The organism is Shimwellia pseudoproteus (assembly GCF_016415625.1).
In the GTDB taxonomy this organism is placed as follows: Bacteria; Pseudomonadota; Gammaproteobacteria; order Enterobacterales; family Enterobacteriaceae; genus Shimwellia; species Shimwellia pseudoproteus.
Genome location: NZ_WBXP01000018.1, coordinates 1 through 24,180 on the forward strand (window position 1 = coordinate 1; position 24,180 = coordinate 24,180).

General features: G+C 55.6%; 18 protein-coding genes and 1 pseudogene. 15 read left to right on the forward strand and 4 right to left on the reverse strand.

What is annotated here, in order from left to right; translation table 11 throughout:
• Positions 1 to 100 precede the first annotated feature (100 nt).
• The 6 genes and pseudogenes from F9C28_RS09905 to F9C28_RS20380 all read left to right on the forward strand — a co-directional run.
• Positions 101 to 838, forward strand: a pseudogene (locus F9C28_RS09905) (phosphatidate cytidylyltransferase); the annotation flags it as partial.
• A gap of 35 nt (positions 839 to 873) precedes the next feature.
• On the forward strand, positions 874 to 2,628 hold the full coding sequence (gene tssF / locus F9C28_RS09910) for a type VI secretion system baseplate subunit TssF (RefSeq protein WP_199015051.1): 1,755 nt from the start codon (positions 874 to 876) through the stop codon (positions 2,626 to 2,628).
• The gene (gene tssG / locus F9C28_RS09915) at positions 2,592 to 3,677 is read left to right on the forward strand and encodes a type VI secretion system baseplate subunit TssG (RefSeq protein ID WP_199015052.1); all 1,086 of its coding nucleotides are present in this window, start codon (positions 2,592 to 2,594) and stop codon (positions 3,675 to 3,677) included. The genes tssF and tssG overlap by 37 nt, the downstream gene beginning before the upstream one ends.
• Complete coding sequence (tssJ, locus tag F9C28_RS09920) at positions 3,655 to 4,191, forward strand: type VI secretion system lipoprotein TssJ (protein ID WP_332909409.1); 537 nt, start codon at positions 3,655 to 3,657, stop codon at positions 4,189 to 4,191. Before tssG ends, tssJ begins: the two co-directional genes overlap by 23 nt.
• A complete protein-coding gene (gene tssE, locus F9C28_RS09925; RefSeq protein WP_199015053.1) occupies positions 4,191 to 4,631 on the forward strand; it encodes a type VI secretion system baseplate subunit TssE in 441 nt (146 codons plus the stop codon). The genes tssJ and tssE overlap by 1 nt, the downstream gene beginning before the upstream one ends.
• A 57-nt stretch (positions 4,632 to 4,688) precedes the next feature.
• Positions 4,689 to 5,960: a VasL domain-containing protein gene (locus F9C28_RS20380; protein ID WP_199015054.1), complete on the forward strand. Its 1,272-nt coding sequence runs from the start codon at positions 4,689 to 4,691 to the stop codon at positions 5,958 to 5,960.
• Positions 5,961 to 6,018: 58 nt separating this feature from the next.
• Here the strand turns inward: F9C28_RS20380 and pflA are convergent, their stop codons facing one another.
• The 4 genes from pflA to ycaO form a co-directional block, all read right to left on the reverse strand.
• Positions 6,019 to 6,759 carry a pyruvate formate lyase 1-activating protein gene (gene pflA / locus F9C28_RS09935; protein ID WP_199015055.1) on the reverse strand — a complete coding sequence of 247 codons (741 nt, stop codon included), beginning with the start codon at positions 6,757 to 6,759 and terminating at the stop codon, positions 6,019 to 6,021.
• Between the two features lie 246 nt (positions 6,760 to 7,005).
• Positions 7,006 to 9,288 (reverse strand): formate C-acetyltransferase, encoded by a 2,283-nt coding sequence (gene pflB / locus F9C28_RS09940; protein WP_199015056.1) that lies wholly within the window; start codon positions 9,286 to 9,288, stop codon positions 7,006 to 7,008.
• Positions 9,289 to 9,340: 52 nt separating this feature from the next.
• On the reverse strand, positions 9,341 to 10,198 hold the full coding sequence (focA, locus tag F9C28_RS09945) for a formate transporter FocA (RefSeq protein WP_199015057.1): 858 nt from the start codon (positions 10,196 to 10,198) through the stop codon (positions 9,341 to 9,343).
• A 394-nt stretch (positions 10,199 to 10,592) separates the two neighbouring features.
• A complete protein-coding gene (gene ycaO, locus F9C28_RS09950; RefSeq protein ID WP_199015058.1) occupies positions 10,593 to 12,362 on the reverse strand; it encodes a 30S ribosomal protein S12 methylthiotransferase accessory factor YcaO in 1,770 nt (589 codons plus the stop codon).
• 137 nt (positions 12,363 to 12,499) lie between these two features.
• On the opposite strand from ycaO, the gene F9C28_RS09955 reads away from it, so the two are divergent.
• The 9 genes from F9C28_RS09955 (at position 12,500) to lpxK (ending at position 24,144) form a co-directional block, all read left to right on the forward strand.
• On the forward strand, positions 12,500 to 13,192 hold the full coding sequence (locus F9C28_RS09955) for a DUF421 domain-containing protein (RefSeq protein ID WP_199015059.1): 693 nt from the start codon (positions 12,500 to 12,502) through the stop codon (positions 13,190 to 13,192).
• Positions 13,193 to 13,353: 161 nt separating this feature from the next.
• Positions 13,354 to 14,442, forward strand: coding sequence for a 3-phosphoserine/phosphohydroxythreonine transaminase (gene serC / locus F9C28_RS09960; protein WP_199015060.1), 1,089 nt, complete (start codon positions 13,354 to 13,356; stop codon positions 14,440 to 14,442).
• 80 nt (positions 14,443 to 14,522) lie between these two features.
• A complete protein-coding gene (gene aroA, locus F9C28_RS09965; protein ID WP_199015061.1) occupies positions 14,523 to 15,809 on the forward strand; it encodes a 3-phosphoshikimate 1-carboxyvinyltransferase in 1,287 nt (428 codons plus the stop codon).
• 197 nt (positions 15,810 to 16,006) lie between these two features.
• Positions 16,007 to 16,696 carry a (d)CMP kinase gene (cmk, locus tag F9C28_RS09970; RefSeq protein ID WP_199015062.1) on the forward strand — a complete coding sequence of 230 codons (690 nt, stop codon included), beginning with the start codon at positions 16,007 to 16,009 and terminating at the stop codon, positions 16,694 to 16,696.
• Between the two features lie 164 nt (positions 16,697 to 16,860).
• Positions 16,861 to 18,531, forward strand: a complete 1,671-nt coding sequence (gene rpsA, locus F9C28_RS09975; protein WP_002439551.1) for a 30S ribosomal protein S1 — start codon at positions 16,861 to 16,863, stop codon at positions 18,529 to 18,531.
• A gap of 90 nt (positions 18,532 to 18,621) precedes the next feature.
• Positions 18,622 to 18,906 (forward strand): integration host factor subunit beta, encoded by a 285-nt coding sequence (gene ihfB / locus F9C28_RS09980; RefSeq protein WP_199015063.1) that lies wholly within the window; start codon positions 18,622 to 18,624, stop codon positions 18,904 to 18,906.
• A 212-nt stretch (positions 18,907 to 19,118) separates the two neighbouring features.
• Positions 19,119 to 21,383 (forward strand): DNA internalization-related competence protein ComEC/Rec2, encoded by a 2,265-nt coding sequence (locus tag F9C28_RS09985; protein ID WP_199015064.1) that lies wholly within the window; start codon positions 19,119 to 19,121, stop codon positions 21,381 to 21,383.
• Positions 21,384 to 21,421: 38 nt separating this feature from the next.
• Positions 21,422 to 23,170, forward strand: a complete 1,749-nt coding sequence (gene msbA / locus F9C28_RS09990) for a lipid A ABC transporter ATP-binding protein/permease MsbA (protein WP_199015065.1) — start codon at positions 21,422 to 21,424, stop codon at positions 23,168 to 23,170.
• Complete coding sequence (gene lpxK, locus F9C28_RS09995) at positions 23,167 to 24,144, forward strand: tetraacyldisaccharide 4'-kinase (RefSeq protein ID WP_199015066.1); 978 nt, start codon at positions 23,167 to 23,169, stop codon at positions 24,142 to 24,144. The genes msbA and lpxK overlap by 4 nt, the downstream gene beginning before the upstream one ends.
• Positions 24,145 to 24,180 lie beyond the last annotated feature (36 nt).

The window sequence follows — 24,180 nt, forward strand, 5'->3', positions numbered from 1 at the left end:
TTTGAACTTTTGCTTTGTCACAGGATGTCGCTACAGGGTCAGGAGTGTGGTGATCTGATCCTAATTTCGGCTAAAAGTTCGATTTATTCAACAAAGCCGATCCATATTGCTATTTGCCGTGATATCGCTCTTTGCATTAAGGGAGTGCATCACACTAACGCCGACCCGGCGCGGCGATCACGAGGCGCTTTTTTGGTGTTTTTTCATCATTCTGCCGCTGCAATATTTTCTTGTCGGTATTCAGTGGTACGGCGTATTTGCCATTTTTATTCCGGTCTACGCATTTTTATTTATCCCCACCCGGATGGCGCTCTCCGGTGACAGTAAAAACTTTTTAGAAAGAAGTGCCAAAATACAGTGGAGTATGATGCTTGCTGTTTATTGCATTAGCTATGCGCCAGCGCTACTGATGTTACCCGTGGCCGGATACGAAAATCAGAATATAAAATTGTTATTGTTTCTGATGATTGTGGTGCAACTTTCTGACGTGCTGCAATACGTCTTCGGTAAGTTAATCGGCAAAAGGCCGATTGCGCCAGCGCTCAGCCCGAATAAAACCATTGAGGGGTTTATTGGGGGGATTGCTTCCGCCACGTTAGTCGGCGCACTGCTCTGGTGGGTGACACCGTTTGCGCCATGGCAGGCGGCGCTGATTTCCCTCGCCATCACCCTGTTAGGGTTTGCGGGAGGGCTCTGTATGTCGGCCATAAAACGCGACCGCGGCGTAAAAGACTTTGGCGCCATGATTGAAGGGCATGGCGGCATGATGGATCGTATTGATTCACTGTGTTTTTCCGCCCCGGTCTTTTTCCACCTTGTCCGGTTTTATTTCACCTGACCTCCCCGCCGTTATTCTTCCTGTTGTGAGACATTATGGACGATTTAACCCTGCGTTATTACGACGCTGAAATGCGCTACCTGCTTGAGGCCGGTGAAGAGTTTGCCCGCGCCCACCCGGAACAGGCGGCACGGCTAAACCTCGATAAAGCCGGTGCCCGTGACCCGTATGTCGAACGGCTGTTTGAAGGCTTTGCCTTTATGATGGGGCGGCTGCGCCAAAAGCTGGATGACGATTTACCGGAGCTGACAGAAGGGCTGGTCAGCCTGCTGTGGCCGCATTACCTGCGTACCATACCGTCCCTGTCGGTAGTTGAATTTTACCCGGACTGGCGGGCACTGAAAGAGCCGGTATCTATTGCCAAAGGTGTTGAGGTGCTGTCGCGGCCCATTGGCGAGAAGGACACCCGCTGCCGCTACAGCACCACCCAGGCGATCAGCCTTCAGCCGCTGTCGCTGGTACGGGCCAGGCTGCTCACCGACCCTGAAGGCCGTTCGGTTATTACCCTGCGTTTTGAATGCAGCGACCTGGCCGACTGGCAACGCTGCGATCTTAGCCGCATTGCGTTTTACTTCAATGCCGACGCCCCACTGGCCTGTGCCATGCACGAGGCGTTTACCATGAATGTAGCCCGCCTGGGGTTGAGGTTACCCGGTGAGGCGGACAGCAAGCCCCTGGACGGGCATTTCACTGCCGAAGGATTTGGTGACGACGATATCCTGTGGCCCAGGGGCAGTAGCGGTTTTAGTGGTTATCAGCTGTTGCTGGAGTATTTCACCTTCCGCGAGAAGTTTATGTTTACCGCACTGCGCGGGCTGGAGCAGGTCACTTTCCCGACGGAGCTGCGCGGGTTTGAGATTGATGTCGTACTGAGCGAACGCTGGGCCCACGATTTTAGCTTTACCGAAAAGCATCTGCGGCTTAACTGTGTGCCGGTCATTAACCTTTTCCCGCTGGAGTCCGATCCGCTGGCGGTGAACGCACTACAAACGGAATACCTGCTTAACCCGATGCGCATACAGGATGGCCACACTGAAATATATAGCGTGGATTCCGTCACGCCCTCCAGCCAGCACCGGTATGTGCCATTCTCCAGTTTTCGCCATAAAGGCGGGATGCTGCACCATGATGCGCCGGAATATTACTACCACACCCGCGTGCGCCGGGGGCCGTCCGGGCTGCACAACACCTGGCTTACCCTCGGCGGTGAGGCGTTCGATAATCATACTGTGCCGGAAGAGGAGAGCCTCTCCCTGACGCTGACCGGCACCAATGGTCAGCTACCGCGCCGCGCGCTGCAAAGCACAGTGCTCGATAGGGTGATGAAAACCACCCCGGCCAGCATGGCGGTGCGTAATCTCTGCGCTCCGACGTTACCCTGCTATCCGCCGGATCAGGATCGCTTCCACTGGCGCATATTGAGCCACCTTGGCAGTAGTTTTCTCTCGATGATGGACAATGCCGATGTGCTGCGCGGCACCCTGGCACTGTATGAGTGGACCCACAGCGAGATGAACCGCCGCCGGCTGGAGGCCATTATCGGGGTGACGCACAGCGAAGCGGAGCGCTTTGAGCAGGGCTATCTGGTCCGCGGCGTACAGATTGAGATTACGCTCGATAGTCATGGCTTTGCCGGGCGCGGCGATATCTGCCTGTTTGGTGAAATGCTCAGCCGCTTCTTTGCGTTGTATACCGATATCTACCTGTTCAACCGTCTGATTATTATTCTGCAACCAACCGGAGAGCGCCTGGAATGGGAAGAGAAGCACAACCGCCGTATTCCCGGCTGAGCCCGCGACTGGAGGCCGATCTTCACCGGATAAGCTTCTATCGCTTCTGCCAGCTACTGGAAAAGCGCCAGCCTGGCAAGCCGTTACTCGGCGCCACCAGCCATCCCGCAGATGATCCGGTGCGCTTTTGCCCGCACCCGGGAATGGGGTTTCCCGTCAGTGAGTTGAAAGCGGTTGAGTATGATGACGAGGACGACGCGGCACCGGCTGTTATCCGCACCACGTTTATGGGGATATACGGTGTTGACTCGCCGCTGCCCACGGCGTATCTCGATGACATTACCCAGCGTCGGGAGGGCCATGAGGCGTTACAGGGGTTCCTCGATATTTTTAGCCACCGCATCCTGACGCAGTTTTACCGCATCTGGCGCAAATACTGCTACCCGGCCAGCTTCGAACCCGGCGGCAGCGACGCTATCTCCCGGGCGCTGCTCGGGCTGGCCGGGCTGGGGATCCCCGGTACCGCAAACCATATCACCACGCCGCTCTCGCGTTTTCTGGCGCTGCTGGGCGTATTGCGCCAGCCGGGCAAAACCCAGCAAGGGGTGCAGGTGCTGGTGGGTCTGTTGGCGCCGCACACCCGGGTGCGGGTCAGCCCGTATAGCCCGCGCCCCGTCGCAATCCGCCAGCCGCTGGGATTTTATGGCGAGGCGGGTTTCCTGCTGGATGGCAGTATGCCGCTGGGGGATGAAGCGATGGATACCAACAGCCAGCTGTTGATAGCGCTGGCCACGGATAACGCACAGGAGACCCAGGAGTGGATGCCGGACGGCGCGTGCTTTCAGGATCTGCTGGTGATGTTACGGGTCTATCTGGGCTGGCGATTCAACGCCCGGATCACGCTAACGGCCCGTACCCAGTTGCTGGCAGCCACTCCGTTGGGGGAGGCGCCTTTCTGGCTGGGCATGAATGGCGTGCTGGGCGCCGGGGAGGAAACCCTCCCGGAGGGCATTCCGCCCACCGTAACGACCGAACTGGGTTATTACGCGGGCCTGCAACCCGCCACACCACAACAAGGAAATCGACGTGTCAGATACCGGTTTGTCTAACATTCTCCCCTGGCTGTTGGCCCTCAGCCTGACGGGCTGCGGGGCGGCACAGCGTGTCACTGATGGCACCGCGTCGGCATTACGGGCGGTGTTTTACCCGCAGATTAAGGTACTGCGGCTGGATTTTACCGCCCGCGCAGCACTCAATACCGACACCCGTGAGAGCTATTCGCTGTCTGAGCCGGTGATGGTGCGCGTTTACCAGTTGAAGGCCCGGGAAACGTTCGACCGGGCGGTATATCAGCAACTGCTGAACGAGGGCGATATCCTGCTGGCAGGTGACCTGCTTGCCAGGCGTGATGTGGTGATAACGCCCGGCGGGAATGTGAGCCTGGATATGCCAATGGCGGCCGACGCGCAATTTGTTGCTGTAGTGGGGCTGTTTCGCCACCCGGACACTACCAAAAACACCTGGAAGCTGGTGCTGCCCCGTACGGCACTGGACCCGGATAAACCTCGGGTGCTTGAGGCCGCCAGCAACTATCTGACGCTGCTGCCCATTAAGGATAAATAATGGCTCAGGAATATAACTCCCCGTCGCTGTATGAGTTGCTGGTGGGGAACTTCACCGGCGGCCTGGCGCTCCATCAGGTGAATGAGCAGCACCAGGTTATCCTCTCGGTGCTGGATAACATGCAGCGTATTCTCAACTGCCGGGCCGGGACACTGGCGCATTTGCCGGATTATGGCCTGCCGGATATGACGACCATTTTGCAGGGGATGCCGGGTACCACCCATCAGCTGATGGCTACCTTCTCGGCTGTTCTGCTTAAATATGAACCCCGGGTGAAAAGCATCGCGGTGGTGGTGCTGGAGCATACGCATCCCGGTAGGTTGCGCTACGCCATTGATGCGGAGCTCAACGGGCTGGGGCTGGTGCGCTATGGCACGGTGTTTATACCGGAAGGGCGCGTACTGTTGCGTCATCTGAAGCAGCAATATGCAGGCGCATAGCGCCCGAGTTTGCCACCGACACTTTCATCACTTCCCGCTATTGAATGGATATAACCCGTGAACAATCCCGCCCAACACAAAACCGGTGGCGACCCGCGCTTGCTGCCGGATTATGTCGCCCTGTGTGACGAACTGGCAAAACTTTCTCACCCGGCGCGCCCGGATATTGACTGGCACCGCGTGGTGCAGCTTAGCGGCGTGCTGTTTCGCCACAACGGCGTGGAACTGCAAACCGCCTGCTGGTATACCCTTGCCCGGGCACGCACCGCCGGGATAGCCGGGCTGAACGACGGCCTGGCTATCCTCTCGGCCCTGTTGCGCTACCAGTGGCAGGTATTCTGGCCCTTGTCTGCCCATGCCCGGGCCGATATCCTCGCCGGTTTTAGCCAGCGGCTACAGTCGGCGCTGCGTACCCTGGTGCTGAATAATGGCGACCTGGCGCAGGTATATCTGGCCGGGCAACAGCTGAACAGGATCAGGGATATTCTGCAACAGCAGGAGTCCGGGAGTGCCCGCCAACTGGAGGCCCTGTGTGCCTTTATGCACAATGCGGCTCTCCGTCTGGAAAACGCCACCCCCGGGCACCTGCCGCCAGCGCTGTCGGATACTGTCGCTGAGGTGGCTGAGGGTATGTATGTTGAACGTCCGGTGTATACCGGCAGCGGCCGGTACTGTGAACCACCCGCCGCAGTGCCGCCAATGGTGAGAGCGGCTTTGCAACCCAGCCTGCATCCGGGGCGCCGCTTTATCCTCGGTGTAGTGATGGGGGTCGTAACCGGTGTGGTGGTGGGGATAGCGTCGGTGATGGTGCCGGGTGGCGCCGGAGGGTGGGGGTGGCCGTCTTCACCCTCGGGGGCGGATCGGGCACTGCCGGTGAATGCCAGTGAGCAGGCGTTAAACCGGTTACAGGCACTGCCGCCCCTGTGGCGCCATACCTATGGCTTTGCGCTGATTGCCAGGGCAGAACCCGGGGAGGCCGACAGGCTGCGCGCCCAGTGGCAGGGCTATATTCACGGTAATGCTCTGCCGCCGGAGGCGCTTTCTGGCTGGCACCAGGGGATGGAAGGGTTGCAGGAGATGGCCCGGCGCCTGAATACCCTTGATGAGCGCAAAGGGAAGTATCTGACCGGCTCTGAACTGAAGTCGATGGTCTTTACCATCACCCAGCATTTTTCCCGGGCAGTGCCGGTGGAAGAACGTCTGTATCAGCTCAGCCACGCCGGGGACAATGCGCCACTGGCTGCCCAGCAGCTACAGCTGGATATCTATTTGGATCAGCTACTCAACCGCTACATGCTGATTCAGCAACAGATTAATGAAGGGGCGTGAAGGTGGGGAAAAGCACCGGCCTGATGTCGCAGACCGGTGCATAAGGTGGAGAGGTGGGTCAGTACATTACTTTATGGCCGTACTGCTCCAGGATCCCCTTAACGCGCTCCATGGTCTCTTTTTTCGGCGGCTTGATCCCGTCCAGCTTGTACTCTTCGCCCATGGCCGTCCATTTATGTTTGCCCAGCTCATGGTAGGGCAGCAGCTCTATCTTCTCGACGTTCCCCATATCCCGGGTAAATTCACCGAGGCGGTGAGCAGAGTCATCATCGTCTGACCAGCCCGGCACCACCACGTAACGAATCCAGGTATTGATTCCGCGTTTAGAGATGTATTTGGCGAAGTCGAGGGTGCGCTGGTTTGATACCCCGACCAGGTTCTGGTGGATATCGTCGTTCATTTGCTTGAGGTCGAGCATCACCAGATCGGTTACGTCGAGCAGCTCATCAATCACCGGATCGTAACGGCGGACAAAACCGTTAGTGTCGAGGCAGGTGTGGATACCCTCTTTTTTGCAGGCCCGGAACCAGTCACGCACAAACTCAGCCTGCAGGATAGCTTCGCCGCCGGAGGCGGTCACACCGCCGCCCGAGGCATTCATAAAGTGGCGGTAGGTTACAACGTCTTTCATTAACTCTTCAACGGTGATTTCTTTACCGCCGTGGGTATCCCAGGTATCCCGGTTATGGCAGTACATGCAGCGCATCAGGCAGCCCTGGAAGAAGGTAATAAAGCGGATGCCGGGGCCATCCACAGTACCGCAGGATTCGAAGGAGTGAATACGACCAATTACTGACATTGCGGTGTTATCTCCATGTATACCCCCTGTGGCGGGGTGGGTGAGCGCGGGTCTGGTTGCCGCGTCGAGTCTGTTTTGGCAGAGAACTGTATAAACAACAGGTACCTGGCAAAACCGGCTCCGGAGAGAAGGTGAGATCGCCTTACACTCAACAGTACGTCTGATACTGACCAGTATAAGAAAGGCCCCACTTTCGTGGAGCCTTCATTTTACGCTTATTCAAACGTTTTTTCAGTCAAAACCACATTAGATGGATTGAGTGAAGGTACGAGTGATAACGTCCTGCTGCTGTTCTTTAGTCAGGGAGTTAAAGCGTACTGCGTAGCCAGATACACGGATGGTCAGCTGCGGATATTTTTCCGGGTTTTCCATCGCGTCGAGCAGCATTTCACGGTTCATAACGTTAACGTTCAGGTGCTGACCACCTTCGATGGACTGTTCGTGATGGAAGTAACCATCCATCAGGCCAGCCAGGTTAGCTTTACGAACTTCGTCGTCTTTACCCAGTGCGTTAGGAACGATAGAGAAGGTGTAAGAGATACCATCTTTAGCGTAAGCAAACGGCAGTTTTGCAACGGAGGTCAGAGAGGCAACAGCACCTTTCTGGTCACGGCCGTGCATCGGGTTAGCACCAGGACCGAACGGCGCACCAGCGCGACGACCATCCGGGGTGTTACCGGTTTTCTTACCATACACAACGTTAGATGTGATGGTCAGGATAGACTGGGTCGGGATAGCGTTACGGTAGGTAGACAGTTTCTGAATTTTCTTCATGAAACGTTCAACCAGGTCAACAGCCATGTCATCAACGCGAGCGTCGTTGTTACCGAACTGCGGGTATTCGCCTTCGATTTCGAAGTCGATAGCCAGACCGTCTTCGTCACGAATCGGTTTAACTTTCGCATATTTGATAGCAGACAGGGAGTCAGCCGCTACGGACAGACCAGCGATACCGCAAGCCATGGTGCGGACGATGTCACGGTCGTGCAGTGCCATCAGAGACGCTTCGTAGCTGTATTTGTCATGCATGTAATGGATGATGTTCAGGGCGGTGACATACTGCGTTGCCAGCCAATCCATGAAGTGATCCATACGATCCATTACGGTATCGAAGTCCAGAACGTCGCCAGAGATAGGCGCAGTTTTCGGACCAACCTGCATTTTCAGTTTTTCATCAACGCCACCGTTGATTGCGTACAGCATGGTTTTCGCCAGGTTTGCACGCGCACCGAAGAACTGCATTTGTTTACCAACGACCATCGGGCTTACGCAGCAAGCGATGGCATAGTCATCGTTGTCGAAGTCCGGACGCATCAGATCGTCGTTTTCGTACTGGATAGAAGACGTATCGATAGAGACTTTTGCAGCGAATTTTTTGAAATTCAGCGGCAGTTTTTCAGACCACAGGATGGTCATGTTCGGTTCCGGAGACGGGCCTATGGTGTACAGGCTGTTCAGGAAACGGAAGCTGTTTTTGGTAACCAGAGTACGACCATCCAGGCCCATACCCCCAACGGATTCAGTTGCCCAAATCGGGTCGCCGGAGAACAGTTCATCATATTCTGGGGTACGCAGGAAGCGAACCATACGCAGTTTCATGATCAGGTGGTCAACGATTTCCTGAGCCTGTTCTTCAGTCAGTTTACCGGCTTTGATATCACGTTCGATGTAGATATCCAGGAAGCTGGATACGCGACCGAAGGACATTGCAGCACCGTTCTGAGATTTAACGGCAGCCAGGTAACCGAAGTAAGTCCACTGAGCAGCTTCCTGAGCGTTGGTAGCCGGAGCAGAGATATCGCAACCGTATTTGGCAGCCATTTCTTTGATCTGACCCAGCGCGCGATGCTGGTCGGCGATTTCTTCACGCTGACGAATGACGGCTTCCAGATCTTCACCGCTTTCCAGTTTGGCCTGCAGGGAAGTGAACTGAGCAAATTTGTCTTTCATCAGGTAGTCGATGCCGTATACGGCGATACGACGGTAGTCACCGATGATACGGCCACGGCCGTAAGCATCCGGCAGACCGGTCAGGATACCGGCTTTACGGCAACGCAGGATGTCCGGAGTATAAACATCGAACACACCCTGGTTGTGGGTTTTGCGGTATTCAGTAAAGATTTTTTTAACTTCTGGGTCCAGAGTACGGTTGTAAGCCTTGCAGGAGTTTTCAACCATTTTGATGCCACCGAACGCGATAAGACCACGTTTCAGCGGAGCTTCAGTCTGCAGACCAACTACTTTTTCCAGATCTTTGGCGATATACCCAGCATCATGAGAGGTGATGGTGGAGATAACAGAGGTATCAAAATCAACAGGCGCGTGCGTGCTGTTTTCGATTTTGATGCCTTCCATGACTTTTGCCCACAGTTTGGTAGTTGCATCAGTTGCACCTGCCAGGAAGGACTCGTCACCTTCATAAGGAGTGTAGTTTTTCTGGATGAAGTCACGCAGGTTGACCCCATTCTGCCAGTCACCTGCAGTAAAACCTTCCCAGGCTTTGGCAAACATTTCATTAAGCTCGGACATTTAACACCTACCTTCTAGTGTGGATATCTTATTTACTACCCGGTTGCGGTACTTAGTGCTTATCGCCGCCGCGTAGGTAAATTACCCAGTAAGTCAACCCAACTAACAAACCGCCACCAATAATGTTCCCGATAGTCACCGGAAGCAGGTTATCGGTGATGAAGTTCATCACAGTCAGGTGAGAAAAATTCTCCGGACTGGACCCAACCGCGGTCCAAAATTCCGGCGTTGCGAAATCACGAATCACAATCCCCATCGGGATCATAAACATGTTTGCAATACTGTGTTCGAAGCCGCTGGCCACGAACATCGCCACAGGTAAAATCATGGCGAACATTTTATCCATCAGGCTGCGGCCAGAGTAGCTCATCCAGACCGCGAGGCAGACCATCAGGTTTGCCAGGATGCCAAGGCAGACCGCCTCAACAAAAGTATGATGCATTTTATGGTCTGCGGTCTGGAGTACGTTCAGGCCCCAGGCGCCGTTAGCCGTCATATATTCACCTGACAGCCAAATCAGCAAGACAAAGAGTAATGCACCCACCAGGTTGCCGACATAGACGTTAATCCAGTTTCGCGCCAGTTGGCCCCAGGTAATTCTGCCGCTGGCTTTAGCGACGACGATCAAAACAGTAGAGGTGAACAGATCGGCACCGCAGATAACACACAGGATCAGGCCCAGTGAAAAGCATAGACCACCAACAAGTTTGGTGATGCCAAAGGGCATTGCAGCCGCGCCTGTGGTTGCGGTGATATAAAATACGAAGGCGATAGAAATAAATACGCCAGCAGTGATTGCCAAATAAAATATCGTTAATGGTTGTTTCGTTGCTTTATAGACACCAGCTTCTTCAGCGACTTTCGCCATAGCGGGAGGAAGCAATAGATCAAAAGGGTTGTCAGCTTTCACACTAACTCTCTCTTTATTAATTCGGCGACCAGATACTAACAAAGCATTATAGAGTAAAATTTGATGCAGATCATATGTCGCCAAGCTAACGGGCCCGAAAACTACAGGGTTATTGTGAGTTTTAGGCATAAGTTTTTGATTATCCTGATAAAAATAAATTTTAAAAATTATTATATCTGTTGAATAACGTTGTGAGACCTCCCTGTAATCGTAAAAAAAGATTGACTAATAATGCTTAAAAGTAGCAGTGCCCCCTGGGCTTGTTATTTTATTTACCCATTGGTAACTCAGCTATTACATTTAAAGTATTATTCGCCGCGGAATAAAAAAACGGGGCAATTCAATGCCCCGTAATATAGCGGATAATCCAGAGTTATCCTATCCAAAAGTGGTATTAAGCTGGATTTGCGGCAAACCACTGTGCTTTAGCACGCTGTAATTTGTCGTAAGCGGCCAGCATTGCCTGATGGGCCGGGAAGCCATTCAGGGTGTCATCTACCGGCTGCAGGCCGTAGAACGGCGCTTCGCCGCTAATGGCGGCACTGGCGTCTTCTACTGTCTGGGCGCCATACATCCGTACAAACGCATTCAGGTACTGCAGCGGCTGGCGCTCTTCTTCTTCATTGAGCAGCAGCAGGGTTTGTAGGCAGCGGTAATAGTTGGCGCGGGCCGGGCTGAACAGGGAGCCATTGAACTCCATTGTCCATTCGGTCCAGATCAGCGCCTGTTCCAGATCACCACCCGCCAGGGACAGCATCGCTTTCAGCTCACCAATACGCAGGGTATACCAGCCGTTATCGGCACCGGTGGCCAGGCCCAGCAGTTCGCGCACCCGGGTAAAGTCATCGTGGCCTTCTTCGTCTAACTGCTCGATCAGCGCCAGGTAGTCTGCTTTATCCCAGTTGCTGCCCGGCAAGCTGAGAATAGTATCCCGCAGGTGGCTGCCCATATTGTTGTTCGCCAGCCACAGATCTTCTGCCGGATAGATATCGGACATCCCCGGCACCAGGATACGGCAGGCGTATACATCAAGATGTTCGTAATCAGCGATGTAAACCTCTTTGCCTTCGGCGCGGAAGATTGCCATCAGCGTGGCGAACTCTTGCTCGGTCGTCCCGGAGAAGTTCCAGTCGGCAAACGGATAGTCGGCATCCTGCTTAAACAGATCCCAGGAGATAAGACCGCTGGAGTCGATAAAGTGGGTTTCCAGGTTGGTGTGTTCGGCCACTTCTTCGTCATCAAAGGTGGGCGGGGTGAACACATCCAGATCTTTCAGGCTGCGGCCTTGCAGCAGCTCTGTCACGGTACGTTCCAGTGCGACACCGAAGTCCGGGTGGGCGCCAAAAGAGGCAAAACAGGTGCCATTCTGCGGGTTAAACAGTACCACGCAGATAACCGGATACTTACCGCCCAGGGAGCCGTCATAGGCGAAGATAGGGAAACCTTCTGCTTCCATGCTGTTGATCGCTTCCACCACCGCCGGGTAGCGGGCCAGCACGTCTTTAGGAATTTCCGGCAGGCTGATGGATTCCGCAATGATGCGGTTTTTGATATAGCGCTCGAAGACCTCAGACAGCCCCTGAACCCGCGCTTCGTTGCGGGTATTACCGGCGGACATCCCGTTAGACACATACAGGTTGGCGATGATGTTCATCGGAATATAGACGGTCTGCTCATCGGACTGACGAACAAACGGCAGGGCGCAGATCCCGCGGTCGTCGTTGCCGGACTGCAAATCGACCAGCAGGCTGGCCGCCAGCTCATGGTCCGGATCATAGAACCCGCGCAGGTGATCATCGAGGATCCCCTCCGGCAGGCTATCGTCTTCCGGCAGCGGGAACCACTTCTCGGTAGGGTAGTGAACAAACGGACCATTGGCGATGGTTTTTCCCAGCCAGAAGTCAGCAAAGAAATAGTTGGTGGACAGACGTTCGAAATACTCACCAAGCGCTGATGCGAGGGCGGCTTTTTGGGTGGCGCCTTTCCCGTTGCTGAAGCACAGCGGGCAGTCCACATCGCGGATATGTACCGACCAGACATTGGGAACCGGGTTCAGCCAGGAGGCCTCTTCGATGTTAAAACCCAGCGCGCTGAGTTTATGCTGGAAGCGAGCGATGGAGTCTTCCAGGGCGGCGTCTTTGCCGGGAATAAATGTTTGAGTCATGGGTTTCACTTTTTATCGTACGCAAAGCGCGCAATGATACGGGTTTTACCTGTCGGGTGCTATTGCCGGGTATTCGGCAGCAAAAATTAAATTTCTTGCCAGAATTAGGATTTATGCCATCAATCAGGACGTAAATCATGCAAGCCTTCGACCTGCACCGCATGATGCTGGATAAGGTGTCCGCGAGTTTCCTGTGGGAAGTCGCTGTCCGCTGTGTCTATACCTTTGTACTGGTCTATTTGTTTCTCAAACTCACCGGGCGGCGCGGTGTGAGCCAAATGTCGCTGTTTGAAGTGTTGATTATTCTCACGCTGGGTTCCGCCGCGGGGGATGTGGCGTTTTATGACGATGTCCCGATGCTGCCTGTGCTGGTGGTGTTTTTGGTGCTGGGGGCGTGTTACCGGCTGGTCATCTGGCTGATGACCCACAGCGAGCGGTTACAGGGGCTACTGGAGGGAAAACCGGTCATTATTGTGGCCCAGGGCGAGCTGGCGTGGAGCCATTTGCAGCAAGAAAATATGACAGAGTTTGAGTTTTTTATGGAGTTACGCCTGAGCGGTGTTTCCCATCTTGGCCAGATTGCGCTGGCGATCCTCGAAACCAACGGCCAAATCAGTATTTACTACTACCCGGAGGCGGAAATAAAACCCGGGCTACCGATCTTACCCGGCGTTGGCCAGCAGCCATACCGTGTCTTGCCGGAAAACGGCGATTATGCGTGCATCCGCTGTAGCGCGGTGCGGGATATGTGTGCCGGCGATCGTTGCCGCTGCTCCCGTTGTGGAGAAGAACGCTGGCTGAAGGCCAGCCGGGCTTCCCGGGTTAGTTAGCAGCGATTTACGCCAGATTTTCGCTGTTTAACAGTCGATGCGTTTGTGTGATTTCCGCCACAAAATCATCCCGGAGGCGATTAGCCATTGCAGCCGGTGCGTCGCAATGATAAAACCGATAGCCACAGGAAAACGTATTGATTTAGGTGTGGTGAGGGGAAATGACTCAGATTTTTAATTTTAGCTCTGGCCCGGCAATGCTACCGGCTGATGTACTGCGACAGGCTCAGGCTGAGCTGTGTGACTGGAATGGCTTAGGCACCTCGGTAATGGAGATCAGTCACCGCGGTAAAGCCTTTATCGAGGTGGCGGAACAGGCCGAAAAAGATTTACGTGATCTTCTCCATATCCCGGCTAACTACAAAGTATTGTTCTGCCACGGCGGTGGCCGTGGTCAGTTTGCGGCGGTGCCGCTGAACCTGGCGGGCAATAACCGCGTGGCCGACTACGTTGATGGCGGTTACTGGGCAGAAAGCGCAGCCAAAGAAGCCAAAAAATACCTCACCCCGAATGTGATCGATGCTTGCATTACCGTGGACGGCGAGCGCGCGATCAAACCGATGCGCGAATGGCAGCTGTCTAAAGAGGCGGCCTATCTCCATTACTGCCCGAACGAAACCATTGATGGGATTGCCATCAATGAAATGCCGGCTTTTGGGGATGATGTCACCGTCGTTGCGGACTACTCCTCAACTATCCTTTCCAGCCCTATCGATGTCAGCCGTTTCGGCGTGATTTATGCTGGCGCCCAGAAAAATATCGGCCCGGCGGGCCTGACCCTGGTAATTGTCCGTGACGATCTGCTGGGTAAAGCGAATAGTGCCTGCCCGTCAATCCTCGACTACACCGTGCTGGCGAACAATGACTCAATGTTCAACACCCCGCCGACCTTTGCCTGGTATCTGGCGGGCCTGGTGTTCAAATGGCTGAAAGCCAAAGGCGGCGTGGCGGCAATGGATCAAATCAACCAGCAAAAAGCCGAGTTGCTGTACGGCGTAATCGATAACAGCGATTTCTACCGTAACAATGTGGCTGCAGCAAACCGCTCACGGATGAACGTGCCGTTCCAGCTGGCAGACAGCGCCCTGGATGCGGTTTTCCTCGCAGAGTCTTTTGCGGCGGGTTTGCATGCGCTGAAAGGCCACCGCGTGGTAGGGGGAATGCGTGCCTCCATCTATAACGCCATGCCTCTGGAAGGGGTTCGTGCCCTGACCGATTTTATGCTGGATTTTGAACGCCGCCACGGGTAATCCCTCCCGGAAGGCTACCGATCTGCCCCCGCGACACGCATCGCGGGGTTTCAATTTTTTGACGTGAGAGCTTTACCCCTATGCAGGAATCCCTGACCCTCCAGCCCGTTGCGCTGGTCAATGGCACTATCAATCTTCCTGGTTCTAAAAGCGTATCTAACCGCGCGTTGTTGCTGGCCGCACTGGCGACCGGCACCACCACCCTGACTAACCTGCTGGACAGCGATGACGTCCGCCATATGCTTAATGCCCTGCAACGGCTGGGGGTGTCTTATTCGCTGTCTGACGATCGCACCCGCTGTGAGGTTACTGGCCTGGGCGGGCCGCTTCAGGCGCAGGGCCCGCTGGAGCTGTTTTTAGGTAACGCAGGTACCGCAATGCGCCCGCTGGCGGCGGCGCTATGCCTGGGAAGTAACGACATTATTCTGACCGGTGAACCGCGCATGAAAGAGCGGCCTATTGGCCATCTGGTGGATGCGCTGCGCCAGGGCGGGGCACAGATTGACTATCTGGAGCAGGAAAACTACCCGCCGCTGCGCCTGCGCGGTGGTTTTACCGGCGGAAATGTCAGCGTTGATGGTTCGGTTTCCAGCCAGTTTCTGACCGCACTGTTAATGGCTGCGCCGCTGGCCAGCCAGGACACGGTGATTGATATTAAAGGCGACCTGGTATCAAAACCCTATATTGATATTACCCTTAACCTGATGCAGACGTTTGGCGTTGCGGTAGAGAACCAGCAATACCAGCGTTTTGTGGTGCGCGGCCAGCAGCAGTACCACTCCCCGGGGGATTACCTGGTGGAAGGGGATGCCTCTTCTGCGTCCTATTTCCTGGCGGCGGGCGCCATAAAAGGCGGCACCGTGAAAGTGACCGGTATTGGCCGCAACAGTGTGCAGGGCGATATTCGCTTTGCGGATGTGCTGGAAAAAATGGGCGCGACCATCACCTGGGGCGATGATTTTATTGCCTGTACCCGGGGCACCCTCAACGCCATTGATATGGATATGAACCATATTCCCGATGCGGCGATGACCATCGCCACCGCGGCACTGTTCGCCAACGGCACCACCACGCTGCGCAATATTTACAACTGGCGGGTGAAGGAAACCGATCGTCTGGCGGCGATGGCCACTGAGCTGCGTAAAGTCGGTGCTGATGTGATTGAAGGCGAGGATTTTATTACCATTACCCCTCCGGCCCGGCTGACGTTTGCCGAGATAGGCACCTATAACGACCACCGGATGGCAATGTGCTTCTCCCTGGTGGCCTTGTCGGACACGCCGGTCACTATCCTTGATCCGAAATGCACCGCAAAAACCTTCCCGGACTATTTCCAGCGTCTGGCGGCCATTAGCACCCAGGCTTAATTTACCCCCGGGCCTTGCGCTGGCAGGGCCCGGGTTTCCCGCCGCTATTTCTCTTCGTATCCCCGCACTGTATGGCAGTTACTTCTATACTTATTGTTTCAGAATGATATTTCACGACAGTGGTAACAGTCCGGGAGGTTGCAGCGTATAATGCGCGCCGTAATGGTTCACCTGCATTCTCAGAAAAGGAGAGAAAGATGACAGCACACGCTCCGGTAATCACCATTGATGGCCCAAGCGGCGCAGGAAAAGGCACCTTATGCAAGGCAATGGCAGAGGCGCTGCAATGGCATTTACTGGACTCAGGGGCGATATATCGGGTACTGGCACTGGCCGCCCTGCATCACCGGGTTGATGTGGATGCCGAAGACGCGCTGGTGCCACTGGCTGCCCATCTGGATGTGCGGTTCGTCTCTAACGGCGGTAAGCTGGACGTTATTCTGGAAGGGGAGGATGTCAGTGGTGAAATCCGTACCCAGGACGTGGCGAATACCGCATCAAAAGTGGCGGCATTTCCGCGGGTTCGTGAAGCGCTGTTGCGCCGCCAGCGGGCGTTTCGCGAAGCGCCAGGCCTGATTGCCGATGGTCGCGACATGGGGACGGTGGTGTTCCCGGATGCGCCGGTAAAAATATTTCTGGATGCCTCTTCAGAAGAGCGCGCCCAGCGCCGTATGCTACAGTTGCAGGATAAGGGCTTTAGTGTTAACTTTGAGCGCCTTTTGGCCGAGATCAAAGAACGCGATGAACGCGATCGCAACCGTGCAGTCGCACCGTTGGTACCGGCAGAAGATGCTTTAGTGCTTGACTCAACGCGATTAACTATTGAGCAAGTAATTGAAAAAGCGTTAGAATACGCCCGCCAGAAATTGGCGTCTGTGCAGTCATAAAGCACAGCAGAATCGGTCCGGAATGGCCCGGGAAGCACGCTTCCTGAGCGGTTCCGGCTATTGTTTCAGTAGTACCTGCCGCAATGGATTGTTGGCAGGCATTTAAACAACCCCATCCGGCATGGAGCCAGGTGGACGTTAAATTAAAGATCCTAATACTAAACATGACTGAATCTTTTGCTCAACTCTTTGAAGAGTCCCTGAAAGAAATCGAAACCCGCCCGGGTTCAATCGTTCGTGGTGTTGTTGTTGCTATCGACAAAGACGTAGTACTGGTTGACGCCGGTCTGAAATCTGAGTCTGCCATTCCGGCTGAGCAGTTCAAAAACGCCCAGGGCGAACTTGAAATCCAGGTTGGTGACGAAGTTGACGTTGCTCTGGATGCAGTAGAAGACGGTTTCGGTGAAACTCTGCTGTCTCGTGAGAAAGCTAAACGTCACGAAGCGTGGCTGATGCTGGAAAAAGCTTACGAAGAAGCAGCTACCGTTACTGGTGTTATCAACGGCAAAGTCAAGGGCGGCTTCACTGTTGAGCTGAACGGTATTCGTGCGTTCCTGCCGGGTTCCCTGGTTGACGTGCGTCCGGTTCGCGACACGCTGCACCTGGAAGGCAAAGAGCTTGAATTCAAAGTAATCAAGCTTGACCAGAAACGTAACAACGTTGTTGTTTCCCGTCGTGCTGTTATCGAATCTGAAAACAGTGCAGAACGCGATCAGCTGCTGGAAAACCTGCAGGAAGGCATGGAAGTCAAAGGTATCGTTAAGAACCTCACTGACTACGGTGCATTCGTGGATCTGGGCGGCGTAGACGGCCTGCTGCACATCACCGATATGGCCTGGAAACGCGTTAAGCATCCGAGCGAAATCGTGAACGTTGGCGACGAAATCACTGTTAAAGTGCTGAAATTCGACCGCGAACGTACCCGTGTATCCCTGGGCCTGAAACAGCTGGGCGAAGATCCTTGGGTAGCTATCGCTAAACGTTATCCGGAAGGTACCAAACTGACCGGTCGCGTTACCAATCTGACTGACTACGGCTGCTTCGTTGAAATCGAAGAAGGCGTTGAAGGTCTGGTTCACGTATCCGAAATGGATTGGACCAACAAAAACATCCACCCGTCCAAAGTTGTTAACGTTGGCGACGTAGTGGAAGTTATGGTTCTGGATATCGACGAAGAACGTCGTCGTATCTCCCTGGGCCTGAAACAGTGCAAAGCCAACCCGTGGCAGCAGTTCGCTGAGACCCACAACAAAGGCGATCGCGTTGAAGGTAAAATCAAGTCTATCACTGACTTCGGTATCTTCATCGGCCTGGACGGCGGCATCGACGGTCTGGTTCACCTGTCTGACATCTCCTGGAACGTTGCAGGCGAAGAAGCAGTACGTGAATACAAAAAAGGCGACGAAATCGCAGCTGTTGTTCTGCAGGTTGACGCAGAACGTGAACGTATCTCCCTGGGTGTTAAACAGCTGGCAGAAGATCCGTTCAACAACTACGTTGCTCTGAACAAGAAAGGCGCTATCGTTACTGGTAAAGTAACCGCAGTTGATGCGAAAGGTGCTACAGTTGAATTAGCTGATGGCGTTGAAGGTTACCTGCGCGCTTCTGAAGCTTCACGTGACCGTGTAGAAGATGCTACTCTGGTTCTGAGTGTTGGCGACGAAGTTGAAGCTAAATTCACTGGCGTTGACCGTAAAAACCGCGTAGTAAGCCTGTCTGTTCGTGCTAAAGACGAAGCTGAAGAGAAAGATGCAATCGCTTCTGTTAACAAACAGGAAGACGGTAACTTCTCTAACGCAATGGCTGAAGCGTTCAAAGCAGCTAAAGGCGAATAATTTCGACCTTACGCTTAAAGGCGGCTGCGGCCGCCCTTGTTCGTTCGAGAGCTGTAAGATAATTTTCCTGACAAGGAAACCGGAGGAAGCATGACCAAGTCAGAATTGATTGAAAGACTTGCAAGCCAGCAATCTCATCTGCCCGCTAAAGCGGTGGAAGATGCCGTAAAAGAGATGCTGGAGCATATGGCCTCTACCCTGGCAGAGGGCGAGCGTATCGAAATCCGGGGTTTCGGCAGTTTCTCTTTGCACTATCGCGCGCCACGTGTTGGACGCAACCCTAAAACCGGCGATAAAGTGGAACTGGAAGGCAAATATGTTCCGCACTTCAAGCCGGGTAAAGAGTTGCGCGACCGCGCCAATATTTATGGCTGAGCCCACCGGGCTGACCAGACAAGAAACGACATCTGCGGATGTCGTTTTTTTTTGCCTGCAAGATGCGTATTTGGCCGTATTTCTGGGGTAACGCATGCTGTAGCGGTCACTTTTCACTGAATAATTGCCGGATAAACAGAATATCGGGGAGGACGGCGGCCCCCGGCGCGACGACACTGTGCACGACAAGGAGGGCACAACAAGGAGGGCACATGTTGTCATTACGGATCAGCGGTTGCTGTGTGGTTGGCGGGGTACTCCCGCTGTGCTGGCTGGCGTCACTTCCCGGGTTGCCGTTAACCGGGGCTGCGGTTCTGGTGGCTATCCTGCTGCTGCTTATCCCGCTTCGGGCGCTACGCTACACCGGTTTAATACTACTCATGGCCTGTTGGGCTTGTCTGGCGGGCCATCGGGTATTGTGGCCCGCCACGGCGCTGACCCAGGGGGTTATCCACGCCGAAGGGGAACTGCTAAGCCAGAACGAGGGGGGCCATACCCGGGTGGCACTCTACCGCTATAACGGGCAGCCGCTTTTCCCCCGGGTTAACGTACGGGTTCGCGGTTTACCTGCGTCCCCGGAGGTGTGCCCGGGCCAGCGCTGGTCAATGCACCTGCGGCTGCGTCCGGTACACGGCCAGTTGAATATTCCCGGGTTCGATAGCCAGCGCCGTGCCGTGGCCAACCGGCAGATCCTTACCGGCAAGGTGCTGAAGTCGCAACGGCTGTCCCACACCTGTAGCTGGCACAGCCGCCTCACTCGCCATATTACGACCGCTGCCGGAGAGCACCGCCACGGCGCGGTGATCCGGGCGCTGGCATTTGGTGACCGCCGGGGGCTGCCAGAACCGGTAAGGCAGTTATTCCGGGATACGGGAACCGCGCACCTGATGGCGATTTCTGGCCTGCATATTGCCCAGTCCGCCGGGGTGTTTTGGTTGCTGGCGCGGCTGGTGCAGTGGCTATTACCGGCGGCGGGTATTGGGGTTCGTATCCCCTTACTGGTGGGCATCCTCGGGGCGGCGCTGTATTGTTGGGTCTCGGGTGCAAATCCCCCGGCATTACGGGCGTTACTGGCACTGATGCTCTGGAGCCTGTTACGCCTTAGCGGGCGCAAATGGCCGCCGGAAACGGTCTGGCTATGCTGCGTGGCGGGGATCCTGTTTGCCGATCCGCTGACTATACTGTCAGACAGTTTTCGCTTATCGGCTTGCGCGACCGGCGCGCTGGTATTGTGGTACCGCTGGGTGCCGTTTGATTTAGCCGCGTATCCCCGCGGCTGGCGTTACCTGGCCGGGTTGGGGCATCTGCAACTGGGGATCAGCGCACTGCTGTTGCCGGCACAGGTGATTATCTTCCACGGCGTCAGCCTCAGCGCGTTTGCCGCCAATATGGTAGCGGTGCCGCTGGTCAGTCTGCTGGTGGTGCCGCTGCTGTTGGTGGGGATGCTCACCAGTGGGATCCCCGGGGCCGCCTGGCTGTGCTGGTGGCTGGCGGATAACGTCCTGGATGCGGTATTGCGCGTGATGCACTGGCTGCCCCCGGGCTGGCTGGCGCTGGACAGCCGGGCAACGGGGCTGGCATTTATCCCGCTGGTGGTGATGGTCACCTGGCGGCTGGGATGGTACCGCAGCTCCCCGGCACTGGTACTGGCGATGCTGCTGGCGTGCACCAGTGGTTACTGGCCCACGGCCAGTGGCGGCTTGCGCTGGGCGGTGCATATGCTGGATGTGGGGAACGGTCTGGCGGTGGTGGTGGAGAAAGACCGTCGGGCGCTGCTTTACGATACCGGTAATCGCTGGCCGGGCGGGGACAGCGGCCAGCAGGCGATTATTCCCTGGCTGCGCTGGCGTGGGCTGGCGCCCGATGGGGTTATCATCAGCCACGGGCATCTCGACCATATCGGCGGGCTGGGCAGCATTCAGCGGGCCTGGCCTGGGTTACCGGTATATAGCGCCATGCTGACCCCGGGCCACCGGCCGTGTTTTGCCGGGGAGGCGTGGCGCTGGCAGGGGCTGAGCCTGCAGGTGCTCTGGCCGCCGCGTAGCCGCCCGGGGGCAGAGAATAACCATTCCTGTGTGGTGAGGATCAGTGACGGCACCCACAGTATCTTGCTCACCGGGGATATTGAGCGCGCGGCGGAGTTGGCTATGCTGAAAACGCAGCGCGGTAATGTCCAGGCCAGTGTGTTACAGGTACCCCACCACGGCAGCCGGACATCATCTACCGGGCAGTTATTACAGTGGGTGAATCCTCAGGCCGCGCTGGCGTCTGTGGCGCGCTATAATCCATGGCGTTTTCCGGCGCATCAGGTGGTGCAACGTTACCGTCAGCGCGGTATCGACTGGCACGATACCGGGCAATCTGGCCAGATTACTGTACAAATGTTTAGCGATCGGTTGGAAATTTTGAGCGCCCGCAAGCAAATTTACCCTCGCTGGTACCATCAGTGGTTTGGCGTACCTGCCGATAGCGGGTAGAATGTGCGGCTATTTCATTAGGATGTTGGTTAGACTGAATGCATAACGATAAAGATCTCTCCACGTGGCAGACCTTCCGACGGCTTTGGCCGGTAATCGCGCCTTTCCGGCCGGGCCTGATTGTGGCCGCAGTGGCGTTAATCCTCAACGCAGCCAGTGACACTTACATGCTGTCGTTGCTCAAACCGTTGCTGGATGATGGCTTTGGTAAAACTGACCGCTCTGTTCTGATGTGGATGCCCTTAGTAGTTATTGGGTTGATGCTGTTACGCGGTATCACCAGCTACGTATCAAGCTATTGTATCTCGTGGGTATCCGGTAAAGTTGTGATGACTATTCGTCGCCGTCTGTTTAATCACATGATGGGGATGCCGGTCTCTTTCTTTGATAAACAATCTACCGGGACACTGCTTTCCCGTATCACCTATGACTCTGAACAGGTTGCGTCGTCCTCTTCCAGCGCACTGATCACCGTGGTCCGCGAAGGGGCCTCGATAATCGGCCTGTTTGTGATGATGTTCTACTACAGCTGGCAGTTATCGGTGATCCTGATAGTGCTGGCACCGGTGGTTTCTGTTGCTATTCGCATCGTGTCTAAGCGGTTTCGCAGTATCAGTAAGAACATGCAGAACACCATGGGCCAGGTGACCGCCAGCGCCGAGCAGATGCTGAAAGGGCACAAAGAAGTGCTGATTTTTGGTGGCCAGGAAGTTGAAGGGGAACGCTTTAACAAAGTCAGTAACCGGATGCGTCACCAGGGGATGAAAATGGTCTCTGCCTCGTCCATTTCTGACCCGATTATCCAGCTGATTGCCTCCCTGGCGCTGGCGTTTGTGCTCTACGCCGCCAGCTTCCCGAGCGTGATGCAAAGCCTGACGGCCGGTACCATTACCGTGGTCTTCTCCTCAATGATTGCCCTGATGCGTCCGCTGAAATCGCTGACCAACGTCAATGCGCAATTCCAGCGCGGGATGGCTGCCTGCCAGACCCTGTTCTCTATTCTGGATATGGAGCAGGAAAAAGACGAAGGCAAACGGGTTGTTGAGCGCGCTCACGGGGATATCGAATTCCGCAATGTGACCTTTACCTACCCGGGGCGGGATGTACCGGCACTGCGCAATATCAACCTCAAAATCCCAGCCGGGAAAACCGTCGCCCTGGTGGGGCGCTCTGGCTCCGGTAAATCAACCCTTGCCAGCCTGATCACCCGTTTCTACGATGTGGACTCCGGTGAGGTGCTGCTTGATGGTCACGACCTGCGCGAATATACCTTGCGTTCGCTGCGTAATCAGGTGGCGCTGGTCTCCCAGAACGTCCACCTGTTTAACGATACCATCGCCAACAATATTGCCTACGCCCGTACGGAAGAGTATGACCGTGCGCAGATTGAACAGGCGGCGACCATGGCCTATGCCACTGACTTTATCAACAAGATGGATAACGGTCTGGACACGGTGATTGGGGAAAACGGCGTGCTGTTATCCGGCGGCCAGCGCCAGCGTATCGCGATAGCCAGGGCACTGCTGCGCGACAGCCCGGTGCTGATCCTCGATGAAGCCACCTCCGCGCTGGATACCGAATCCGAACGGGCGATCCAGGCGGCGCTGGATGAACTGCAGAAAAACCGCACCTCACTGGTGATTGCTCACCGGCTGTCTACCATTGAAAAAGCTGATGAAATCATTGTGGTTGAAGATGGCACCATTGTGGAACGCGGTAGCCATACGGATCTGCTGGAACAGCGCGGCGTGTACGCGCAGTTACACCGGATGCAGTTCGGCCAATGATCGAAAAGATCTGGTCAGGTCATTCGCCGCTCTGGCTGCTGTTATGGCCGCTCTCCCTGCTATACGGCCTTATCACTGCGGTTATCAGGCTCAGTTACCGGCTGGGCTGGCGGCGTAGCTGGCGCTCACCGGTACCGGTGGTGGTGGTGGGCAACCTGACCGCAGGCGGTAACGGCAAAACCCCGGTGGTTATCTGGCTGGTTGAGCAGCTAACAGCCCGGGGGATCCGGGTAGGGGTTGTCTCACGCGGGTACGGGGGGAAGGCCGGGCACTATCCTCTGCTGCTGTCGGCGGGCACCACCACCGCTGAGGCCGGTGACGAGCCGGTGCTGATTTATCAGCGCACCGGCGCTGCGGTCGCGGTGTCTCCTCGCCGGGCGGAGGCGGTCCAGGCGTTGATTGATCAGGCGCAGCCGCAAATTATTATTACCGATGACGGGTTACAGCATTATGCCCTGTGCCGGGATAAAGAAATTGTGGTTGTGGATGGCGTACGCCGTTTCGGTAATGGCTGGTGGTTACCGGCCGGGCCGATGCGGGAGCGGGCAGGGCGTCTGCGATCGGTTGATGCGGTCATCGTCAACGGCGGTACCGCGCAGCCTGGGGAGATAGCGATGTCGCTGTCTCCAGGGCAGGCGGTTAACCTGAAAACCGGCGCCCGCTGTGATGCCAGCCAGTTGTCCCATGTGGTGGCAATGGCCGGTATCGGCCACCCACCGCGCTTTTTTGCCACACTGGCATCGCTGGGGGTGGTGACAGAAAAAAACGTCCCGCTCTCGGATCACTATGCGCCGTCTGCTGAGGCTATTCAGGGGCTGGTCGGCCCGGGGCAGACTCTGCTGATGACCGAAAAAGACGCCGTCAAATGCCGGGCTTTTGCCGAAGATAACTGGTGGTATCTGCCGGTGGATGCACAACTTGCCGCGCCGGATGCCGAAAAACTGCTTGCTGAACTTCAGGCCCTGGTCAATTAATCACTGCGCCCGGGGCGGTTCACGCAGCGTATAACA